Annotated in this window: 22 protein-coding genes and 1 tRNA gene; 19 read left to right on the top strand and 4 right to left on the bottom strand. The window is 52.6% G+C overall.

All coding sequences use genetic code 11. The features are described 5' to 3' along the window. Positions 1 to 88: 88 nt before the first annotated feature. The 4 genes from rnr (at position 89) to IXC47_RS02570 (ending at position 4,855) form a co-directional block, all read left to right on the top strand. Entirely contained in the window at positions 89 to 2,545 is a 2,457-nt protein-coding gene (gene rnr / locus IXC47_RS02585; protein WP_175625659.1) for a ribonuclease R, read from the top strand. Between the two features lie 2 nt (positions 2,546 to 2,547). Further along, positions 2,548 to 3,291, top strand: coding sequence for a 23S rRNA (guanosine(2251)-2'-O)-methyltransferase RlmB (rlmB, locus tag IXC47_RS02580; protein ID WP_012079967.1), 744 nt, complete (start codon positions 2,548 to 2,550; stop codon positions 3,289 to 3,291). A 113-nt stretch (positions 3,292 to 3,404) separates the two neighbouring features. Continuing rightward, a complete protein-coding gene (gene cysE / locus IXC47_RS02575) occupies positions 3,405 to 4,148 on the top strand; it encodes a serine O-acetyltransferase (protein ID WP_175625660.1) in 744 nt (247 codons plus the stop codon). Positions 4,149 to 4,156: 8 nt separating this feature from the next. Further along, positions 4,157 to 4,855 (top strand): YceH family protein, encoded by a 699-nt coding sequence (locus IXC47_RS02570; RefSeq protein WP_175625661.1) that lies wholly within the window; start codon positions 4,157 to 4,159, stop codon positions 4,853 to 4,855. 14 nt (positions 4,856 to 4,869) lie between these two features. On the opposite strand, the gene IXC47_RS02565 is transcribed toward IXC47_RS02570, so the two are convergent. From IXC47_RS02565 to IXC47_RS02555, 3 genes are all read right to left on the bottom strand, one after another. Then, positions 4,870 to 5,631 (bottom strand): UDP-2,3-diacylglucosamine diphosphatase, encoded by a 762-nt coding sequence (locus tag IXC47_RS02565; RefSeq protein WP_230089363.1) that lies wholly within the window; start codon positions 5,629 to 5,631, stop codon positions 4,870 to 4,872. 88 nt (positions 5,632 to 5,719) lie between these two features. Then, a complete protein-coding gene (locus IXC47_RS02560) occupies positions 5,720 to 6,208 on the bottom strand; it encodes a peptidylprolyl isomerase (protein ID WP_175625663.1) in 489 nt (162 codons plus the stop codon). Positions 6,209 to 6,270: 62 nt separating this feature from the next. After that, complete coding sequence (locus IXC47_RS02555; protein WP_195874605.1) at positions 6,271 to 6,849, bottom strand: peptidylprolyl isomerase; 579 nt, start codon at positions 6,847 to 6,849, stop codon at positions 6,271 to 6,273. 415 nt (positions 6,850 to 7,264) lie between these two features. Here IXC47_RS02555 and cysS point away from each other — a divergent pair, with 415 nt between their 5' ends. From cysS to IXC47_RS02520, 7 genes are all read left to right on the top strand, one after another. Further along, a complete protein-coding gene (gene cysS / locus IXC47_RS02550; RefSeq protein WP_195874604.1) occupies positions 7,265 to 8,659 on the top strand; it encodes a cysteine--tRNA ligase in 1,395 nt (464 codons plus the stop codon). Between the two features lie 4 nt (positions 8,660 to 8,663). After that, on the top strand, positions 8,664 to 9,311 hold the full coding sequence (locus IXC47_RS02545) for a DNA-3-methyladenine glycosylase family protein (RefSeq protein WP_175625666.1): 648 nt from the start codon (positions 8,664 to 8,666) through the stop codon (positions 9,309 to 9,311). A gap of 43 nt (positions 9,312 to 9,354) precedes the next feature. Continuing rightward, a complete protein-coding gene (locus IXC47_RS02540; protein WP_012079959.1) occupies positions 9,355 to 10,329 on the top strand; it encodes an acetyl-CoA carboxylase carboxyltransferase subunit alpha in 975 nt (324 codons plus the stop codon). 27 nt (positions 10,330 to 10,356) lie between these two features. Next, a complete protein-coding gene (tilS, locus tag IXC47_RS02535) occupies positions 10,357 to 11,724 on the top strand; it encodes a tRNA lysidine(34) synthetase TilS (protein WP_195874816.1) in 1,368 nt (455 codons plus the stop codon). A gap of 178 nt (positions 11,725 to 11,902) precedes the next feature. After that, complete coding sequence (locus IXC47_RS02530) at positions 11,903 to 13,156, top strand: aspartate kinase (protein WP_175625667.1); 1,254 nt, start codon at positions 11,903 to 11,905, stop codon at positions 13,154 to 13,156. A gap of 114 nt (positions 13,157 to 13,270) precedes the next feature. After that, positions 13,271 to 13,364: transfer RNA gene (locus IXC47_RS02525), tRNA-Ser, on the top strand. 83 nt (positions 13,365 to 13,447) lie between these two features. Beyond that, on the top strand, positions 13,448 to 13,966 hold the full coding sequence (locus IXC47_RS02520) for a hypothetical protein (protein ID WP_230089362.1): 519 nt from the start codon (positions 13,448 to 13,450) through the stop codon (positions 13,964 to 13,966). A gap of 145 nt (positions 13,967 to 14,111) precedes the next feature. Here IXC47_RS02520 and IXC47_RS02515 read toward each other — a convergent pair whose 3' ends face one another. After that, positions 14,112 to 14,318: a hypothetical protein gene (locus IXC47_RS02515; protein ID WP_124573863.1), complete on the bottom strand. Its 207-nt coding sequence runs from the start codon at positions 14,316 to 14,318 to the stop codon at positions 14,112 to 14,114. 690 nt (positions 14,319 to 15,008) lie between these two features. On the opposite strand from IXC47_RS02515, the gene flhD reads away from it, so the two are divergent. The 8 genes from flhD (at position 15,009) to cheA (ending at position 22,067) form a co-directional block, all read left to right on the top strand. Then, positions 15,009 to 15,326, top strand: coding sequence for a flagellar transcriptional regulator FlhD (gene flhD, locus IXC47_RS02510; protein ID WP_195874602.1), 318 nt, complete (start codon positions 15,009 to 15,011; stop codon positions 15,324 to 15,326). Positions 15,327 to 15,377: 51 nt separating this feature from the next. Then, entirely contained in the window at positions 15,378 to 15,923 is a 546-nt protein-coding gene (gene flhC / locus IXC47_RS02505; RefSeq protein WP_175625669.1) for a flagellar transcriptional regulator FlhC, read from the top strand. Between the two features lie 32 nt (positions 15,924 to 15,955). Continuing rightward, positions 15,956 to 16,756, top strand: coding sequence for a class I SAM-dependent methyltransferase (locus tag IXC47_RS02500; RefSeq protein ID WP_195874601.1), 801 nt, complete (start codon positions 15,956 to 15,958; stop codon positions 16,754 to 16,756). 212 nt (positions 16,757 to 16,968) lie between these two features. Further along, the gene (gene motA, locus IXC47_RS02495) at positions 16,969 to 17,829 is read left to right on the top strand and encodes a flagellar motor stator protein MotA (protein WP_175625671.1); all 861 of its coding nucleotides are present in this window, start codon (positions 16,969 to 16,971) and stop codon (positions 17,827 to 17,829) included. 54 nt (positions 17,830 to 17,883) lie between these two features. Beyond that, a complete protein-coding gene (gene motB, locus IXC47_RS02490) occupies positions 17,884 to 18,870 on the top strand; it encodes a flagellar motor protein MotB (RefSeq protein WP_195874600.1) in 987 nt (328 codons plus the stop codon). Positions 18,871 to 18,909: 39 nt separating this feature from the next. Then, on the top strand, positions 18,910 to 19,452 hold the full coding sequence (locus IXC47_RS02485) for a chemotaxis protein (protein ID WP_195874599.1): 543 nt from the start codon (positions 18,910 to 18,912) through the stop codon (positions 19,450 to 19,452). A 61-nt stretch (positions 19,453 to 19,513) separates the two neighbouring features. Continuing rightward, a complete protein-coding gene (locus IXC47_RS02480; protein WP_195874598.1) occupies positions 19,514 to 19,879 on the top strand; it encodes a response regulator in 366 nt (121 codons plus the stop codon). Positions 19,880 to 19,931: 52 nt separating this feature from the next. Then, positions 19,932 to 22,067: a chemotaxis protein CheA gene (gene cheA / locus IXC47_RS02475; RefSeq protein ID WP_195874597.1), complete on the top strand. Its 2,136-nt coding sequence runs from the start codon at positions 19,932 to 19,934 to the stop codon at positions 22,065 to 22,067. Positions 22,068 to 22,081: the final 14 nt, after the last annotated feature.

The raw sequence follows: 22,081 nt of genomic DNA, 5'->3' as shown, positions 1-22,081 counted from the left end.
ATTTGCATGTTTCTCGACTTATTATGCAAATACTCTCGTCGTCCGTTACACTGACTCCCGTTCTAATAACAATTAACCAAAACAGCTTTTGAGCCAATACTCTTATACCATTCCCAGCCGCGAGGAAATTCTCGGCATCTTACGTACGGCCACCGGTTCGCACGACGCTTCCACACTTGCTACTGCTCTCGGCGTAAAGCCTGATGAGATGGACGGTTTGATGCGTCGCCTGAATGCGATGGAGCGCGATGGACAAATCAAACCAGATCGCGCCGGCAATTATCAACTTGCCCATTCTTCCAATTTTATCGAAGGCCGTGTCAGCAGTCATCGCGACGGCTTCGGTTTCCTGATTCCCGACGATGCCAGTGCCGATATCTTTTTGCCTGAGAAAGAAATGCAAAAAGTACTGCACGGTGATCGGGTACAAGCACGCATCATAGGCACGGATCGTCGAGGTCGCCCTGAAGGCACCATCGTCGAAGTCGTTGCACGTGCAAACACACATGTCATCGGCCGCTTGCTGAACGAAAACGGCGTGTGGGTAGTTGCACCTGAAGACAAGCGCATAGGCCAGGACATCATGCTGGCGGGTTCACCAGGCAAGGCAAAAACCGGGCAGGTCGTCAGTGTAGAACTGACCGAACAGCCTTCGCGTTTCAGCCAGCCTGTCGGCAAGATAGTTGAAGTCCTCGGCGACATCGATGACCCCGGCATGGAAATCGAAATCGCAGTGCGCAAATATGGCGTGCCGCATGAATTTTCTGAAGCGGCGAAAAAAGCAGCAGCGAAATTACCGAACGAAGTGCGTGCGGTTGATTTGCATGATCGCGTTGATTTGCGCGATGTGCCTCTGGTCACCATCGATGGAGAAGATGCGCGTGACTTCGATGACGCCGTGTATTGCGAACCATGCAAAATCGGTCGTGCTGACGGCTTTCGCCTGATTGTTGCGATTGCAGACGTTAGCAACTACGTCAAACCGAATGAAGCCATTGATGTCGATGCACTGGAACGCAGTACCTCGGTGTATTTCCCGCGTCGCGTGATTCCTATGCTGCCGGAAAAATTGTCGAACGGTTTGTGTTCGCTGAATCCGGGCGTAGACCGACTGACGCTGGTGTGCGATGCGGTGATCACTGCCAAAGGTGAAATCAAGGCTTACCAGTTCTATCCGGCAGTCATCCATTCCGCTGCACGCCTGACTTATACCGAAGTGGCTGCGATCCTGGGCAATACCAAGGGTATAGAAGCGACCAAGCGTCCGGCGCTGGTGCCGCACCTGCTGAATCTGTACGGCGTCTACCAGGCCTTGCTGCAAGCACGTCATGCACGTGGTGCGATCGACTTTGAAACAACCGAAACCTATATCGTTTGCAATGAAGTCGGCAAAATCCAGCAGATCCTGCCACGTACACGTAATGAAGCGCACAAACTGATTGAAGAGTGCATGCTGGCCGCCAACGTGTGCGCAGCTGATCTCTTGCAGCGTCACAAGCATCACAGCCTGTATCGTGTGCATGCGTTGCCGACCAAGGAAAAATTGAATCAGGTACGTACCTTCCTCAAGCAGGTCGGTTTGAATCTGGGCGGTGGCGACAAGCCGACTGCTTCGGATTACGCGGAACTGATGCCGAAGATTAAAAATCGTCCGGATGCCTTGTTGTTGCAGACCATGCTATTGCGCTCCATGCAGCAAGCGGTCTACAGCCCGGAAAATATCGGCCACTTTGGTTTGTCGTATGAAGCCTATGCGCACTTCACCAGTCCGATCCGTCGCTATCCGGATTTGCTGACCCATCGCGCCATCAAAGCCATCCTGCAAGGCAAGAAGTACGAGCCGCGCGGCATGGATACCAGCACGCTGAATACCATGCTGTCGCCTGCCGCGCGCAAGAAGCACGCGCAGGATAAGGCAGAGGGCAAACAAAAGGCAGAGGGCGACCTGGCGATCTGGGAAGCACTCGGCATCCATTGCTCGGCAAACGAACGTCGTGCCGATGAAGCATCGCGTGACGTTGAAGCCTGGCTCAAGTGTTACTTCATCCGCGACAAGCTGGGTGAGGAATTCACCGGTACGATTTCAGGTGTCGCGACTTTCGGTATCTTTGTGCAACTCGATTCCTTGTTCATCGAAGGCATGGTGCATGTCACCGAGCTCGGCGCGGATCATTTCAAATTTGATGAGGCGCGTCATGAGTTGCGCGGTGAGCGTACCGGCATCCGTTATCAACTGACCGACCGTGTGACCGTGCAGGTCAGCCGTGTCGATCTCGATGCACGCAAGATTGATTTGCGTCTGGTGAACGAGCCTGGCATCCGTACCGTGTTGAAAAACGAAGCACGACGTGCCGACAACGAACATCAGCAACGCAGCCAGAAAGCGGAAAAGAAAGCAGCGAAATCTGCAGGTAAGACAACTGCGAAGACTGCTGCGACGCCGACCGCCGCTGCTAAAAAAACCAAAGCCAAGCGTACCCCGGCAACACCGCATAAACAACGTGCACCAGCAGTGCACTCTAAATCAGGTAAGAAGAAGCGATAAAAATGAAGAGCAAGATGATTTTCGGCTTTCACGCCGTCACGGCGCGTTTGCGCCATGAAGCCTCTTCGGTAGAAGAAATTTACATAGACGCCGGTCGCCATGACCAGCGCATGAAGGATTTGATACGCGCAGCCGAAGGCGCCAAGGTACGTATTATTCCGGCTGACGATGCACGCCTGAGCAGCATTGTCGGCACGCGCCGCCATCAAGGCGTGGTAGCCAAGGCCGGTGAGTTGTCACTGGCACGCAATCTGGACGAGTTGCTGGATGCGATCGAAGGCCCGCCTTTGTTGCTGGTGCTGGATGGCATTACCGATCCACATAATCTGGGTGCCTGCCTGCGCGTTGCAGACGGTGCTGGCGCACATGCCGTGATCGCGCCGAAAGATCGCGCGGTAGGTCTGAATGCGACCGCTGCCAAGGTCGCCAGTGGTGCTGCCGATACCGTGCCTTACATTACGGTAACGAATCTGGCACGTACCCTGCGCGAACTGAAAGAGCGCGACATCATGCTGATCGGTACCACCGATGACTCCGAAAAAGGCTTGTATGAAGCCGATTTCTCCGGCCCGGCTGCTTTGGTCATGGGTTCGGAAGGTGAGGGTATGCGTCGCCTGACCCGTGAAACCTGTGATGTCCTGGTTGGCATCCCGATGTTTGGCTCGGTAGAGAGCCTGAATGTCTCCGTAGCCTCCGGCGTCTGTCTCTACGAAGCCCGCAGACAGCGCATCGCCACCGGTTCCTGAGCATCGCCTGACAGCATGGCGGCGCCGGCCAGAAATAGCCGGTGTCCGCCATGATTTTCGTTAACAGGCTAATATTGCTACCTGAGCATTTTCCGCATATCCATATTTACTTTATGTTTAGCCGTATTCGAGAAGACATCGCCAATATCATCGCCCGCGATCCTGCTGCGCGCAGCGAATGGGAGGTTATTACCTGCTATCCGGGCTTGCACGCCATCGTCATGCAGCGTTGGGCACATTGGTTCTGGACCCATGATTTGAAGTGGCTGGGGCGCTTTACGTCGCATATCGCGCGCTGGCTGACCGCAATCGAAATTCATCCCGGTGCAAAAATCGGGCGGCGTGTTTTTATCGATCACGGTTTTGGCGTGGTGATCGGTGAAACCGCAGAAGTCGGCGACGATTGCACGATTTATCAGGGGGTGACGCTAGGAGGTACCTCGCTCAGCAAAGGTGCGAAGCGCCATCCGACCCTGGGTGCTGGTGTGATTATTGGTGCCGGTGCGCAAGTCCTGGGTGGCTTTACCGTCGGTGAGGGCGCCAAAATAGGCTCCAATGCCGTGGTGGTGCGCGAAGTACCGCCAGGTGCCACCGCAGTCGGTAACCCGGCGCGCATTATCCAGAAAGACAATGCCCGCGATGAAGCTGCCGCACGCATGTTTGCAGCGTATGGCGTGACGCCGAACGGCGATGATCCTTTATCCAAGGCCTTGCATGGTTTGATCGATAATGCAGCGACACAGGAACACCAGATCGAGCGTATCCTGGCGGCACTGAAGTGTGCCGGTATCGATTGCGAAACCCTGAACGCCACCGAGAAATTTGATCCTGAACAGTTGAACAAACTGGTTGAGTAAGTAAAGCCATGACAGATGAAGTAAGCAATGCTCCTGCTGCCGATGCGCAGGGTGACGGACAGGTGGTATTTGATGCAGGTGCACTGCGTGTGCTGGCAGTATTGGCCGAGAAGGAAGCGCTGACGCCGGATGCATATCCGATGTCCATCAATGCACTCACCAATGGCTGTAATCAGCTCACCAGCCGTGATCCTGTAATGTCACTGACTGAAAGCGATGTGCAGCGTATCTTGCAGGATTTGATCGCGGATAAATTTGTCGCCGAAGTAAATCAGGCCGGCGCACGTGTCAGCAAGTACGAGCACAGGCTGCGGATGAAGTGGACGCTGGAGCAGGACAAGCTGGCGGTGCTGACGGTGCTGATGTTGCGTGGTATCCAGACCGCCGGTGAAATACGTACCCGCTCAGGGCGCTTGCATGAGTTCGCCACCATCGTTGATGTCGAAGCAGCATTGCAATTCCTGATCGATAAATATCCGCCACTGGTAGCGCGCTTGCCGCGTGCGCCAGGCACCAAGGAAACCCGTTATGCACCCTTGTTATCGGGAGAAGTGTTTCCTGAGTCGGGTGAGTTGCCTGCAGCGGCAAGCGGTGGTGTGAGCCGCCATGACCGCATCGGCCAACTGGAAGCAGAAGTAGCTGGCCTGCGCGACGAAGTCGAAGCTTTGAAAGCGCAGTTCCAGCAATTCAAACAGCAGTTTGAATAAGTTGAAGTCGGTACTTAGTTGCCGACTTCGCTCCCATTCAAGGCGTAACGGTGGATATTGCCCGCCGTATCCAGCGCCAGCCAGTCACCGCGCTCCGCTGCCGCGTGATCCAGATCCCAGTCTGACAATACATAGCGTACGCGTGCCGCATCATCGATTTGATAATCGTGTTTGGCCGGGCGATGGGTATGACCGTGGATCATGGTGGCACTGCCACTGAGGCGGAATAAGCCTGCAATCGCGTCCTGATTCACATCCATGATGTCGTAAGATTTTTCACGCTGGGCCGCACGGCTACCGGCGCGCAGGTTTTCTATGATGGCTTTGCGCTGTTCCAGGGGCAGGGCGAGGAAATTCTGTTGCCACTCTGGTTGCCGTACTTGCGCGCGGAATTGCATATATGCGTCGTCGTCGGTGCAATAGGCATCGCCATGTGTCAGCACCAGCAAACGTCCGGCTATCGTGGTGACATAGGGATCGGGCAGCAAGCGCATGCTGGTCGCTTCGGCAAAGCCGGCTCCGACCAGGAAGTCGCGATTGCCAGCCATCCAGAATACTTCTACTCCGGCGGCACTGACTTGTTTCAGTGCATGGACCACTTGCTGGTGATAGGGATCGTCCAAATCGTCATCACCGGCCCAGGCTTCGAAGATATCGCCGAGCAGGTAGAGTTGTCGGGTGTGTACGGCGTGTTGTTGCAGGAAATTAAAGAAAGCCTGCGTGGTGCGAGGCATCGCTGCCTGCAAATGCAAATCGGAAACAAAAAGCGCAGCCATTGCTGGCTGCGCTTGATTCGTCGAAGCAGAGGATAGGGAAGAGCTCATATCGTGCATCGAGATAGCTGGTTAAATAAACGTCAGACGCTTAGATTACTTCAGCTTTTTCGATGACTACGTCGTCTACCGGTACGTCTGCGAACATGCCGCTGCGTGTGGTTTTGACTGCGCGGATTTTTTCAACGACGTCGGTACCGTCGATGACTTTACCGAACACGCAGTAGCCCCAGCCGTCTTGACCTGGGTAGTCGAGGAAGCTGTTGTTGTTGACGTTGATGAAGAACTGGGCGGAAGCCGAGTGCGGTGCCGAAGTACGTGCCATCGCCAGTGTGTACATATCGTTTTTCAAGCCGTTCTTGGCTTCGTTTTCGACTGGTTCATTGGTAGGCTTTTGTTTCATGCCTGGTTCAAAGCCACCGCCTTGAATCATGAAGCCGTCGATGACGCGATGGAAGATGGTGCCAGCGTAGTGACCCGAGTTCACGTATGCGAGGAAGTTTTCTACCGTTTTTGGCGCTTTTTCTGCGTCGAGTTCGATAGTGATGTTGCCGTGGTTGGTGGTGAGCAGGACTGCCATATTTATTCCTTGATAAATGTAGGGGTGATGAATAAAAACTGGTGACTAAAAATTAGTAATGATTAGTTGATGACGGTAGCCGATTCTATGACGATCGGAGTGGTCGGTACATTTTGATGGCCGCCGCGATTGCCGGTGCTGACGCCTTTGATCTTGTCGACGACTTCGGTACCTTTGATGACTTTTCCGAAGACTGCATAGCCCCAACCATCACGGCTAGGGTAGTTCAGCATACTGTTATTTGTGGTGTTGATAAAGAACTGTGCAGTAGCGGAGTGCGGCGAGCTGGTGCGTGCCATCGCGATGGTGTAGATATCGTTCTTCAAGCCGTTTGCTGCTTCGTTCTGGATAGGAGCACGTGTCGCTTTCTCTTTCATGTCTTTATCGAAGCCGCCACCCTGGATCATGAAGCCATCGATCACACGGTGGAAAATCGTACCGTTGTACTGGCCGCTTTTTACATACTGCACAAAGTTCTCTACGGATTTCGGTGCTTTGTCCTGGTTAAGTTCCAGCACGATATCGCCCATACTCGTTTTCAGTAATACCTGCGGTGCATCAGCAGCTTGTGCGAATTGCAGCATACCGGACATAGAAACGGCGGCGACCATGGCCAGGACGTGACGACGAGAAAATTTCATGCGGGCTTCTTTCATTTAAATGAAGGTGAGTGATGCTCAGATGTACGGCTAATTTCGGGTACAGATGATGCTGATGTACAAATATTCAATAGCCTTCAGCTTGCAGGATCATACGCGCTGTCATATTATGCCGTCCCGTTTGAGCGGGCAGGAAGGGCAAAGATTAAATGCCATCTTGCGCAAGAAGCAGTGCAGATAAGCAACTTGAACGGCGGTTGCGGTTTTTATCAATGCTATACTGCTAAAAATTCGTGCTGCCCAAACGCGCCACGAAAAAGCGCATTTTATCAAAAAAGAAGCATAACTAAGTGTTTTGGCAGCGTCGCCGCAGCTGCGCCCCGAAGTTGCTGATGCGCGTAAATGGCGATGCGCAGCTAGCCTTGTGACAAATCTTAGCCGAAACAGACAACCATTCATGAGTGCCCTGAAGATCTACAATACGCTGGCGCGTGAGAAGCAGCCGTTTACTCCTATTGAGCCTGGTAAAGTCCGAATGTACGTATGTGGCATGACCGTATACGACTACTGCCATATCGGACACGCGCGCGTCATGGTGGTATTCGACCTGGTGCAGCGCTGGCTGCGTGCTTCGGGCTATGAAGTCACTTACGTACGCAATATTACCGATATCGATGACAAGATCATCAAGCGCGCTGCCGAAAACGGTGAGTCCATTTCTGCCCTGACGCAACGCTTCATCGATGCGATGGATGAAGATGCCGCCGCGCTGGGCGTACAAAAGCCGGATCACGAACCGCGTGCGACTAACTACGTACCGCAAATGCTAGGCTTGATCGAAGCGCTGGAACGCAATGGTCTGGCCTATAAATCATCCGATGGTGATGTGAACTATTCAGTGCGTGATTTCCCGGGTTACGGCAAGTTGTCCGGCAAGTCGCTGGACGATCTGCGCGCCGGTGAGCGCGTCGACGTCAACACCGGCAAACGTGATCCGCTGGATTTCGTCTTGTGGAAATCGTCGAAAGAAGCCGAGCCGGAAGAAGTGAAGTGGTCATCGAAATGGGGTAGTGGTCGTCCGGGCTGGCATATCGAATGCTCGGCCATGGCGTGTGAACTGCTGGGTGAACAATTCGATATACACGGCGGCGGTGCAGATTTGCAGTTCCCGCATCACGAAAATGAAATTGCCCAGTCCGAAGGGGCGAGCGAGCATACCTTCGTCAACTACTGGATGCACAACGGTTTCGTACGCGTCGACAATGAAAAAATGTCGAAATCGCTGGGTAATTTCTTCACCATCCGTGAAGTGCTGGCGAAATACGATTCCGAAGTCGTGCGCTTCTTTATCCTGCGCGCGCACTACCGCAGCCAGCTGAATTATTCCGATGCGCATCTGGATGATGCACGCAACGCCCTGACGCGGATGTATACGGCGCTCAAGGATGTGGCACCGGATGGCGCACCGCTGGATATGACAGAAGCGCATGCCGTACGCTTTGCCGAGGCAATGAATGACGATTTCAATACGCCGCTGGCCGTAGCCGTATTGTTTGAGCTGGCAAACGAGATCAATAAAACAAAATCCCCTGTTTTGGCGCGCCAACTGGTCGGACTCGCTGGTATAGTCGGTCTCTTGCAGCGCCCGGCCCAGCAATTCCTGCATGCCGGACTGGCCAACGGGGAAGATGGCGAGATGGAAACATTTGTCGTCGAGCAAATCAATGCGCGTGTCAACGCCAAGAAGGCGAAGAACTTTGCCGAAGCTGACCGTATTCGTGCCGAGCTGCTGGAAAAAGGCATCATCCTGGAAGATAAACCGGGTGGTCTGACCGAATGGCGTAGGGCTTGAGCTGATGGGGAAAACGATCGCCACTGACGAAACCCGTATCCTGCCAGCCTACTGGGAGGAGGCCAAGGCCGAGCTGATGAAGCGCGACCGTATCCTGCGCAAACTCATCCCACAGTTTGGTGATTTGCACCTGGTTGGCCGCGGCGAGGCATTTTCCACATTGGCCCGTTCCATCATCGGACAACAAGTTTCCAGCAAAGCTGCTGATTCCGTCTGGCAGCGCTTCCTCGAAGTTTGCCCAAAATGCACGCCAGCCCAAGTGATCAAGGCTGGTGACAAGCTGGCAACTTGTGGCTTATCCAAGCGTAAAGCAGAGTATATTTTCGATCTGGCAGACCATTTCAAGGCAAAACGTGTCAATTGTGACAAGTGGGCCGAGATGGAAGATGAAGAAGTTATCGCTGAGTTAATTCAAATTCGCGGCATCGGACGCTGGACAGCGGAGATGTTTTTGATATTTAATCTGCTCCGACCAAATATTTTGCCGCTGGACGACCTCGGTTTGCTGGCGGGCATTAGCCGTAATTATTTTTCTGGCGAGCCGGTTTCGCGCAGCGATGCGCGGGAAGTAGCCGCCAATTGGGAACCTTACCGTACTGTTGCGACCTGGTATCTGTGGCGTAGCCTGGATCCGGTAGAGGCAGCAAACTAGGTAGATACGAAATCCACCACGTGTTGAATCATAAAGGTGCACGATGAGTAAAACGACTTTCCTCGGCTTTGAACAGCCGATTGCAGAACTCGATTCCAAGATCGAAGAGCTGCGCTTTGTACAAGATGACTCTGCAGTCGATATCTCGGAAGAGATCGATCGCCTGTCCAAGAAGAGCCAGCAACTGACCAAAGATATCTACGCCAAGCTCACGCCGTGGCAAGTGTCGCAAATTGCACGTCATCCGCAACGTCCGTACACCATGGACTATGTGAATGAAATCTTCACCGACTTCCACGAATTGCACGGTGACCGCAGCTATGCGGACGATCTGTCCATCGTCGGCGGCCTGGCACGTTTCAATGGCATGCCTTGCATGGTCATCGGTCATCAAAAAGGTCGCGATACCAAAGAACGTAGCATGCGTAACTTCGGTATGCCGAAACCGGAAGGCTATCGCAAGGCGATGCGCCTGATGAAGCTGGCTGAGAAATTCGGCTTGCCGGTGTTTACATTTGTCGATACCCCGGGTGCATTCCCTGGTATCGATGCCGAAGAGCGTGGGCAATCGGAAGCGATTGGTCACAACCTGTACGTCATGGCTGAATTGAAAGTGCCATTGATCGCGACCATCATCGGCGAAGGCGGCTCCGGCGGCGCGCTGGCGATTGCGGTTGGTGATGCAGTCCTGATGTTGCAGTACTCGACTTACTCGGTGATCTCGCCGGAAGGTTGTGCTTCGATCCTGTGGAAATCTGCAGAGCGCGCATCCGATGCGGCAGAAGCACTCGGCCTGACCGCACATCGCCTGAAAGCCATGGGCCTGATCGACAAGATCATTAATGAACCATTGGGTGGCGCGCACCGCGATCCTAAGCAAATGGCAGCATTGGTCAAACGTGCGTTGGCCGATACCGTGCGTCAGTTCCAGGGTATGAAAACCAAGGACTTGCTGGCAGCACGTCATGAAAAATTAATGAGCTACGGTAAATTCAAAGAGCTCAACACACCGGAATGATGCGTGACGAATAAAGAAACTGCGTCTATGCAAGCTGGGTTTGAACGCGCGTTAGGGGAGATCCGGACGCGCGTTTCTCTTTCTGGCCCCGGTGTCGCCAAAATCGCGCTGGCTTACAGCGGCGGACTCGATTCAGCGGCCTTGCTGCATTTGCTGCATGCATATGGACAGGTGCAGCAGCTGGAAGTCTATGCCTTCCATGTGCATCATGGTTTGAGTGCGAATGCCGATGACTGGCTTGCGCATTGCCGCGCGCAGTGTGCGGCATTGGGTGTGACCTTCGATGCGCGCCAGGTACAAATCACCCGCAAAGATAAAAACGGCATAGAGGAAGCGGCACGGCAAAGTCGGTATGCGGCACTCGGCGACATGTGTCGTGCGTATGGTGTACCGCTGCTGTTGACGGCGCATCATCTGGATGATCAAGCAGAGACCGTGTTGCTGCAGCTCTTGCGCGGTTCCGGTGTGGCAGGTCTGTCCGGTATGGATAGCGCGAATCATGCGGCGGATTTGCTGGGTGATGCCAGCTTGTTGATGGGACGTCCATTGTTGCAGGTGACGCGTGAAGATTTGCAGGCCTACGTCACAACGCACGCGATCCAGTATGTCGAAGATGAATCGAATCTGGACCCGCGCTATGCACGCAACGCTTTGCGTCATCAGGTCATGCCGAAACTGGAAGAACACTTTCCAGGTTTCCAGCAGCGCTTTGCGCGTACCGCGCAGCATGCACAATCGGCACAACGTTTGTTGATAGAACTGGCGGCCGAAGATTTGCAGCAATGCCTGGATGGTGAATGCGTGGATGTGAGCAAGCTGAAGCTTTTCAGTGCAGACCGCATCGACAATATGTTGCGCTATTGGTTTGGTTTGCGCGGTGTGCGTATGCCATCGACCGCCTGGCTCAATGAAATGCGCACGCAATTGCTGGAAGCAAAACACGATGCGCAGTTATGCGTCACGCATGCAGACTGTCATATCCGGCGCCACCGTGACCGGGTCTACATTACGCCTAAATTCGATCCGGACTTGCTGCTGCAGCCGCCACGCTCGTTCAACTGGCAGGGTGAAGCCAGCCTGCATTTCCCCAGTTTCGGCGGCACTTTGCACTTTGATCAGGCGGAGCAGGGCATTGCTGCCGATTGGTTACGTGCGCAAACACTGTCTATCCAATTGCGCAGCGGTGGGGAACGTTTGAAACCGGCATGGAATCGCCCGACCAAAAGTTTGAAGTACCAGTACCAGGCTTGCGATGTTCCAGCTTGGGAGCGTGAACGCCTGCCGTTGGTTTTTGCAGGTAAGCAATTGTTGTTTGCTGCAGGTATAGGCATGGATTGCCATCCGCTTAATCCCGAGGCGGGAGCCAATATTCAGCTGCGTTGGCAGTTCGATTAGAGTTAAATTGCGCCGTATCAAGAACGGAAAACGCACATACCCGGGATTTTTGGTGATTTTGATAAGGCAAGGCGCTGGCGCGGCCTTGTCGGACTTGTCATTCTGCGCTGCAGGCTGTAAAGTCGAGGGTTGATTTTTCACGCTTTTCTCTTCTTTTAAGAGCTCGTTCACTATCCCTATGGCTTTAATCGTTCACAAATACGGCGGCACTTCGATGGGCTCCACCGAGCGCATCAAAAATGTCGCCAGACGCGTCGCCAAATGGCATGACGCTGGTTATCAAATCGTAGTGGTGCCATCGGCGATGTCCGGTGAAACCAACCGTTTGATCGGATTGGCCAAAGATATCATGCCGCAACCAGATCCACGCGAACTGGACATGCTGGCTTCTACCGGCGAGCAGGTATCTGTTGCCTTGCTGGCGATGGCTTTGCAGTCTATCGGCAAGGAAGCGGTATCGTATGCAGGCTGGCAGGTCGCGATCAAGACGGACTCCGCTTTCACCAAAGCGCGCATCCAGTCTATCGACGACGTTAAAGTGCAGAAGGATCTGGATGCGGGTCGCATCGTCATCATCACTGGTTTCCAGGGTGTGGACGACGACGGCAATATCGCAACGCTGGGTCGTGGCGGCTCCGATACCTCGGCAGTGGCTGTTGCAGTCGCGCTGAAGGCACAGGAATGCCTGATTTACACAGATGTTGACGGTGTTTATACGACTGACCCACGCGTCGTGTCGGAAGCGCGTCGCCTGAATACAGTTACCTTTGAAGAGATGCTTGAAATGGCATCGCTAGGTTCGAAAGTGCTGCAGATTCGTTCGGTTGAATTTGCTGGTAACTACCGGATGCCGACACGCGTGCTGTCGTCGCTGACCGATCCTATGATACCGCTGGAAGAAGAAGCAAAATCCGGCACCCTGATTTCGTTTGAGGAAGATACACACATGGAACAAGCTGCCATCACCGGTATAGCATTCAATCGCGATGAAGCGAAAATTACCGTACTGGGCGTACCTGATCGCCCAGGCATCGCGTATCAGATCCTGGGACCGATTGCTGCGGCAAATATCGAAGTCGACATGATCATTCAAAACCAGTCGGTCGACGGCAAAACAGACTTTACCTTCACCGTCCCACGTGGCGATTACGCCAAGGCAGTGGATGTATTGAATGAAAGCGTCAAAGCACACATTGGTGCAGCCAGCATCCAGGGCGACACTAAAGTGTCCAAAGTCTCGGTGGTTGGTGTAGGCATGCGCAGCCATGTTGGTATCGCGTCGCAAATGTTCCGTACCTTGTCGGAAGAGGGCATCAACATCCAGATGATCTCGACTTCGGAAATCAAGATTTCGGTCCTGATCGACGAGAAGTATATGGAATTGGCAGTTCGTGCCTTGCACAAGACCTTCGATCTGGAAAAAAGTAATTAAAAAAGAAAACAAGTCATACATGGAAATGCATAGTTTTGGGTTGACCAGACATGCGTGAAAAGTTATGATGCTGGACCTTCTGGTGACGGGCTGTCGACGTTGCTGAAGTAATGTGGAGACGTGGCCGAGTGGCCGAAGGCACTTCCCTGCTAAGGAAGCATATGGGCTTAAACCTGTATCGTGAGTTCGAATCTCACCGTCTCCGCCAAAGAATTGAAAGCCCTTGATGAAAATCAAGGGCTTTTTTTCTTTCTCGAATTGGATAGAGTCACTTTTACTGGAATACGTATTTTGAACACGAAGAGAAGCAAGCGCTGGGATGGAAAGATAGATACGCTGACCGCGGATTACCTGAAGGATGTCGTAACGCAGATGAAGTCTTACGGCGATCGCGTACAGTTTGCATTGAACGGGCCGGGACAAAAGCCGCACTACCAGGTCATCAATAGTTTTGAAAAGAAAATGGCATTCGACAGCAATAACCATTTGCTGCATCCGGGCGAAGATGAATTTGTCGGTGCCAATGCAACTCCTGTGCTGACACTGGCGCAAATAGAGAGTGCGATAGCCAACGTCGGTGTCAAGCGTGTGACTACCACCACGCGTGCAGTTCGCAGCGTACGGGGCAGCAGCACACCTGCAGCACGTCCGGGTGACCTGATCGATATCCAGAAGTACGAATACTTCAAGAACAACGTACAGAAGCTACCGGAAGGCATCCGCGCTTATTCGCAGGACATAACCAATCTGATGAAGAAGGGGATGACCGCTGAAGCTGCTTTTGGCGAGATCGTCGAACAATACTTCTGAGCGGCAGGCGAGTGCGACTCGCCAGGCCTGGATGTAAAAAAGCCCGCATCGTCTGGATGCGGGCTTTTTTATTTGCCGTAGCGGTCAGTGTGTGGCCATGCGGCGTTTGATGTGGGCTGAGGCTGCGTCTGTGTATGAGATGGGCTCAGACCCTGTAAATTTTTTCCCCGGTCTGCACAATTTTGAATTTTGCGTCGGATAGCGGGTCGAGTGCGCGGCCATCTGCCAATTGATAGGTTTTGGAACCTGGCAGTTCGTCCGGATCGGGCGTACTGATAGGCGTTTGATAAACCTCAACGTGGTAAGCGGCACCGGTCTTTCCTTTGGCATCGAATTTTTCTACCAAATCCATAAGAGTCTCCTTTGGGTTGAGGGTGAGATAACAATACCAGATTTTGTTAGTCGCGCCAGTGGCATTCTGATCGCTGTTAATTCATTGCATAAAAAATAACGAAGTATCGATCAGATAAGGGGAAGAGGCTTAGTTTGAACGATTGAGATATCAATTTAATAAGTAAAGTGTAATAAATCGAAAAAAAATCAAAATATTTTCACTGAAACCCTAAAGTTCTGGTTTTCGCGGCCGTTATCAAATTCAGACAGCAGGGAATCTTTCCTGATTTTGGGTTCTGAAAATATTTTAAAAATATTTTGTTTTAACCCTAAAGTTTGGAAAAAACGTGCCGTTAAAGAGACAAGAGCGAGAAAAGAAGTTCATTTTTTTGTCTCTGGAGTCGATTTTTGGAAAATTCTGTATCCCCCAGAATCACTAAAAATTGCCTCAAAACATGCTTTTTTATAAGCAACATCTGAATGCGAAATAAATGCTCAGATGCAATATGCAAGCCACTCTCCGCCTCATTTCATGTGAGCGCGTATTGAATGCTGGTCGACGTTTGTAAGACAAACGCCTACCGGCTTATTGTCGTCTGCTCTGTATAAAAATACAGAAACCTGCCTATTCCAGCCCCCAGTTTCCCCCTGCAGAATGCAATCACTGGCTACAAATTACCGCCAGGAAATTCACAGATCAGGGGATAACATGACAAACAACGACATCATTGCTGAAATTCGTGACGCCAACCTGGGTTACTTGATGCTTGCACAACAAATGATTCGTTCCGACAAGGCAACTGCAATCTTCCGCCTCGGAATCAGCAATGAGATCGCTGACCTGATCGAAGGCATGAACAATGCCCAGATCCTCAAACTCGCTGGTGCCAATATGATGCTGGCCCGCTTCCGTTTCGACGACGGCGCCATACTCGGCATGCTGACCAATTACAACAAAGATCGCTCGCTTGCGCATTCGCATGCAGCCATCCTGATGGCAGGACAAGCTGTTGAGCAAATTGCTTAATTAAGCTGTTGCCGACCGTATTGTTGTAATTCTTCAGAAGCGAGCGAAAAAATGGCCAAGAAAAGTGTAGTGACAGAAGCACAAGAAATTCAGCTTGCAATCGAACTCATTAATTTGGGTGCACGTCTGCAGTTGCTGGAATCGGAAACCACGCTGTCGCGCGAACGCTTGCTGAAGCTATATAAAGAATTGCGTGGCGTATCGCCGCCGAAAGGGATGTTGCCATTTTCGACCGACTGGTTTATTACCTGGCAGCCGAATATACATTCCTCATTGTTTATGGGCATCCATAAATACCTGATCGAACATGCACAGATCTCTGGCATCCAGGCTGTGATGAAAGCGTACAAGCTTTACCTGGAGCAGGTTGAGCTGGGTGCGGATGGTGAGCCAGTTTTGTCATTGACGCGCGCCTGGACTCTGGTACGATTCTTCGACAGCAAAATGCTGGCAACTGCATGTTGCAGCGAATGCGGCGGCAATTTCGTCGTGCATCGCCTCGATTTGAATGCAAATTACACCTGTGGCCTGTGCCATATGCCATCCCGGGCAGGTAAAACCAAACGTGCCAAGGCAGACAGTCTGCTGGCCGCCTGAACGGATAGTCTTATTATTGAAAGAGTGTCTGTGTGAAGAAAGTGGGGCGCTCCGGCGCAAAGTCGGCGCCTCCAGGGACGGTATTCCAGATACCGGCAGTGCAAGCCCTTCTGTTTCAAATCTCCTCCTTTTTTATCGTACTGCTGCTGGCGTATAGCCTGGCGGCAGTTTTCGGCTGGTCCATGAATGTGTTGGTTGCGGCTTGTCTGCAAGGCGTGGTCGCTGCTGGTTTGTCGTGGTGGCGCGGGCTCGCACCGTGGTGGTTGTTAATCCAACTGCTGTTTTTGCCGGTACTGTTGCTGACTCTAAGCCTGCAATGGTCGCCGTTTATCTTCCTGGCTGCTTTCCTGGTTCTGCTATTCCTCTACTGGAGCACCTTCCGTACCCAGGTCCCGTATTACCCGTCACGTCTGTCCACATGGCAGGCGGTCGAAGGTGTGCTGCCGCCTGAACAAAAAATCAGCTTTATAGATATAGGCAGTGGTCTCGGCGGCCTGGTGATGAGTCTGGCGCGACGTCGACCGGAAAGTCGTTTCGTCGGTATTGAGATCGCGCCCTTGCCGTGGCTGATCAGCAGTCTGCGTGCGCGCTTCGGTGCCAGTGGTGCGCGCTTTGAGCGCGGCGACTACGGCCGCCTGAATTTTGCTGACTACGATGTGGTGTTTGCTTATCTGTCACCGGCAGCCATGCCGAATCTGTGGCGCAAGGCCAAGGCAGAAATGCGCAGCGGTACTTTGCTGCTTAGTTATGAGTTCATCATCCCGGGGACCACGCCCGATATCGTGCTATCCCCCGACGCAAGTGGCGTCCAGCTTTACGGCTGGCGTATCTGAGCAAATCTGAGCGCATCTCTCAGCTTTATTTCAGTGATTCCTCCCCGATAACCGCTCAAGTTCCAACAATTCACGCCGTTGAAAGCATATGAGCGCTTGAGCGGTCAATACCACCCTTATATACAACAGGTGGGCTGTCATCTTGGTTGCGCGTATGCAACTGTTAAGGCAATAATGGCAGCCTAAACCTAAGAAAAACGGAGCGAGCGCACTTGTTAGTCATCATTGGATATCTGGTTGTCGTCCTATCGGTCTTTGGCGGCTTCGCTCTGGCTGGTGGTCATTTGGCCGCTTTGTTTCAACCCCTTGAGTTGCTCATGATCGGCGGCGCTGCGGTTGGTGCCTTCTTCGTTGGTAACAACGGCAAAGCAATCAAGGCGACACTGAAGGCTTTGCCTAGCGTTTTTAAAGGTTCCAAATATACAAAGAGTTTGTATATGGAGCTGATGACGCTTTTATTCGAAATCCTGACCAAGGTCCGCAAAGAAGGTTTGATGTCGATCGAAGGTGATATCGAGTCGCCGGAAGAAAGCGCAATCTTCGCCAAGTATCCGACGGTACTGGCTGATCACCACACCATCGAATTCATGACCGATTACCTGCGCCTCATGGTGTCGGGCAATATGGATGCATTCCAGATCGAAAACCTGATGGATAACGAGATTGAAACCCATCACGCCGAAGGTGAAGTGCCGGTGCATTGCGTGGCTAAAGTCGGTGACGGCTTGCCTGCGTTCGGTATCGTGGCCGCGGTGATGGGGGTGGTGCATACGATGGAGTCGGTGGGCTTGCCACCGGCCGAACTGGGTATGCTGATCGCACACGCGCTGGTTGGTACCTTCCTCGGTATTTTGCTGTCTTACGGTTTCGTGACTCCTTTGTCGAGCTTGCTGGAACAGAAGCTGCATGAATCTTCGAAGATTTTCCAATGTGTGAAAGTGACTTTGCTGGCCAGCCTGAATGGTTACGCACCTGCACTGGCAGTTGAATTCGGCCGTAAGGTCCTGTTCTCGACTGAGCGTCCTTCCTTCAGCGAGATGGAAGAGCACATCAGACAGTCGAAAACAAAATAAACCCATTTATTAACTTTGCGTCGCAAGTAAAAAAGTAATCTAACGGAGACTGGCATGGCTGACGAAGGACTCCGTCCCATCATCATCAAACGTATCAAAAAATCCGGGGGCGGCCATCACGGCGGCGCCTGGAAAATCGCCTACGCCGATTTCGTCACGGCGATGATGGCTTTCTTTTTATTGATGTGGTTGCTGGGCTCGACCACCAAAGGCGATCTGCAAGGGATCGCTGACTTCTTCAGTACTCCTTTGAAAGTGGCGATGGCTGGCGGTTCCGGTAGCGGCGACAGCTCGAGCGTGATCAAGGGCGGCGGCAAGGACATGACCCGTATCGACGGTCAGCAGAAAAAAGGTGAAGACCTGACGCCAGCCAAGAACTTCAACCTGAAAGCGGCAGAAGCAGAACTGGAACGCCAGGAGATCAATCGCCTCAAGGCGTTGAAAGAACGTATCGAGAAAGCGATCGATACCATTCCCGGTTTGCAGCAATTCAAAAATCAATTACTGATCGACATCACGACCGAAGGTTTGCGCATCCAGATCGTGGATGAAAAGAACCGTCCGATGTTTGCATTGGCACGTGCCGAGTTACAGCCGTATACCAAAGTCATCCTGCACGAAATCGCCAAGATCCTGAACGATATTCCTAACCGTATCAGCCTGTCCGGCCATACCGACGCGACGCCATATTCGAGCGGTGAAAAAAGCTATAGCAACTGGGAACTGTCTTCCGACCGGGCCAATGCTTCGCGTCGTGAGCTGGTCGCTGGCGGCATGGCGGAAAACAAAATGTTGCGGGTCGTCGGTTTGTCTTCTGCAGTGCTGTTCGATACTGCTGATCCGCTGAATCCGGTCAATCGTCGTATCAGCATCATCGTGCTAAACAAGAAAGCCGAAGATTCGATCACGCAGGAAAACAGAAAAGTTGATGTGAGTGACAAGGAGAGTGCGCAGGAAGTCGTCGAGAACGCCGTGAATGCGCAGCAAGTGAAGCCAGCCCCAGTTGCACCAGCAGCTCCGGTAGCCCCAATTGCAAGATAAGCAAAGTGCTGTAAGTAAACGAAATGAGCGGGTGCTCCCATGACAATAAAAAATTCGTTGGCGCTGGAAATAAAGAAACTATTAACGGGCTTGTCTGAACACGGAAGTCAGCATCTGTCGGAAATCGAAACAGATCTGGTGCAAACCAATATCTTGTTGAGTGAAGCGATAGAAAAACTGAGTGCCAGTTTCATGGCGATCCACGAAGCGGTAAGTGCGCAGCAACAGATGGTTGATGCGCTGCTGGCACAGGCACCCGCCGCCGCAGTGGGCGAGCTCAAGAGCAAGGCGGCACAGATCGATCAGCATGTGAATTCTGCGGTGACGGGTTTGCAGTTCCAGGATATGACGAATCAACTGATAGGTCGCGCGATGCAGAGGCTGGTCGGAGTGCGTGATGTACTGGAAGTGCTGGGTACACATAGTGCCGCGATACCGGGCGAGGCAGATCAAAGCCAGTTGCAGGATTTGCTGGAGCAGGCAAATGTCAGCCTGAAAACACAAAGCATCAATCTCGAGAATGAATTGTGGAAAGCAGTGCGTCAGACGCATATGGAAAGCGGCGACGTCGAACTGTTTTAAACGGATTTAAATTTAGATAACCGGGCGTACAGGCCTGAAACAAAAATGGGCAGGGGTAAAGATGGCAAAGACAATATTGGCAGTCGATGATTCGGGTTCACTGCGACAAATGGTGGTCTTCAGTTTGAGGGCGGCCGGCTATCAGGTGACAGAAGCAGTTGATGGACAAGATGGTCTGGATAAAGCGAAGACGCAGGTGTTTGATCTGGTACTGACCGATCAAAACATGCCGCGCATGGATGGCTTTTCGCTGATCCGTGCATTGCGCGGGCTGTCGACTTATCAAAAAACACCGATCCTGGTCCTGACTACCGAGTCCAGTGATGAGATGAAAGCCAAAGGTCGTGCGGCTGGTGCCAACGGCTGGCTGGTCAAGCCTTTCGATCCGCAACGACTGACTGAAGTCGTGAAAAAAGTGATTGGTTAATACATATCATGAGTTGCAACATCATCAAGCGCACAGATAACGGAGCAGAACGATGACCATCGATATGAGTCAGTTCTTCCAGGTATTTTTCGATGAAACGGAAGAACTCCTGGCCGAGATGGAAAAGCTGCTGCTGGCGGTGGACGTATCGGCTCCTGATGAAGAAGACTTGAATGCGATTTTCCGCGCGGCGCACTCGATCAAGGGCGGCGCTGCCACATTTGGCATTACAGATCTGACCGAAGTCACACACGTGCTGGAAACTTTGCTGGACCGTATCCGCAAAGGTGAGATGGCGCTGATGGCTGAACACGTCGATGCATTCCTGTCGGCGAAAGACGTACTCAAGATGCAACTGGATGGTCATCGCCTGCATACGCCGGTGGATCTGGATGCAGTCGCGGATGTGCGCATCCTGCTTGAGTCCTTGTCGCAAGACGAGGCCCAGCCACCGCAAGCAGCGCCAGCCGTTGCGGCGACGCCAGGCGATGTCTCCGGCGATAGGCGCTTCCGTATCGAATTACCGCAAACTTCCGCGCGCGACGTGGATGCGCTGGCCGCCGAACTGGGCTTGCTGGGTGAGATACAGCGCGACGTGCTGCCGGATCAACGTGCAGTGTTTACGTTGAGTACGCAAGAAGGTGTGGACGACATCATTGCAATCTGTTCCTTCATCCTCGATCCGCAAGATTTAAAAATCACCGAAGAAGCGGTCATCAAAGGTGTGCATCAATCAATAGATGATCGCAGCCGCAATGAAGAAGAGCAGGGCTATGGCTTCTTCGAGCCGCTGCACTCGACGATTGCCGAAAATGCACAGGGCTATGGTTTCTTTGCGCCGTTTGTCCCGTTGCCGCTGCCCGATGCGAGCAGCAAGGATGCTTCAGAGCAGGATGAAGAAAAAGCAAATGCACTGGCGGTAGAGGAAGTACACGCGGCCGCTGCGGCTGACAAGAAACCGGCAGCCAAGCGTGACGTCGACAAGACTAATGTCAGTGCAGAGTCTTCATCGATACGCGTAGGTATAGAAAAAGTCGATCAGCTAATTAACCTGGTCGGCGAACTGGTCATTACACAGGCCATGATAGAGCAGCGCACCGGTGCGCTCGATCCTATGCAGCACGAACGTTTGCTTAATAGCGTGTCGCAACTGACAAGGAATACACGTGACCTGCAGGAAGCGGTGATGTCTATCCGCATGATGCCTATGGATTACGTGTTCTCACGCTTTCCGCGCATGGTGCGCGACCTGGCTTCCAAGCTGGGCAAGAAAGTGGATTTCGTCACCCATGGTGCCGCGACTGAACTGGATAAAGGCCTGATCGAACGCATCGTCGATCCGCTGACCCATCTGGTACGCAATAGCATAGACCACGGCATCGAAATGCCGGAAGCACGCCTGGCTGCGGGTAAATCTGCATCCGGTCAATTGTCTTTGTCGGCCGGGCATCAGGGCGGCAACATCATTATTGAAGTCAGCGACGACGGCGGTGGTTTGAACCGTGACCGCATCCTGGCCAAAGCCAAGCAACAGGGCTTGCCGGTGTCCGATGATTTGCCGGATGAAGAAGTCTGGCAATTGATTTTTGCACCAGGCTTCTCGACTGCGGAAGCAGTGACCGATGTATCTGGCCGCGGCGTCGGTATGGACGTAGTGAAACGGAATATCACCGCGATGGGTGGTTCGGTAGATATCCGTTCCAGCAAAGGTTATGGCACCACCATCCTGATTTCCTTGCCGTTAACACTGGCGATTCTGGACGGCATGTCGATCAAGGTCGGTGACGAGATTTATATCCTGCCGCTTGGTTATGTGGTGGAGTCGTTGCAGCCTGAGTTGGCAGATATTAAAGAAATCAGCGGACAGGGCCAGGTCATCAAGGTGCGTGGTGACTATTTGCCATTGATCCCGCTGTATAAGATTTTCAGCATAGAGCCACGCTTTGTCGATCCGTCGGAAGGCATCGTGGTTATCCTTGAATCAGAAGGCAAAAAAGCAGCATTGTTTGTCGATGATTTGGTCGGTCAACAACAAGTTGTAGTCAAAAATCTTGAATCGAATTATCGTAAGGTGGCTGGAATATCGGGAGCCACAATTCTCGGTGACGGCGGAGTCGCGCTGATTATCGATGTAGCAGCCTTACTGCGTTCAAGCCGTCAGTTAAACGACGAATCCATTTATTCCTGAAGGGGAGAATCAGC

Origin of the sequence: Herminiimonas contaminans, assembly GCF_015645465.1 — a bacterium.
GTDB classification, from domain to species: domain Bacteria; phylum Pseudomonadota; class Gammaproteobacteria; order Burkholderiales; family Burkholderiaceae_D; genus Oxalicibacterium; species Oxalicibacterium contaminans.
Note: the sequence above shows the minus strand (reverse complement) of the source record. Positions and strands in the feature narration are given on the sequence as shown.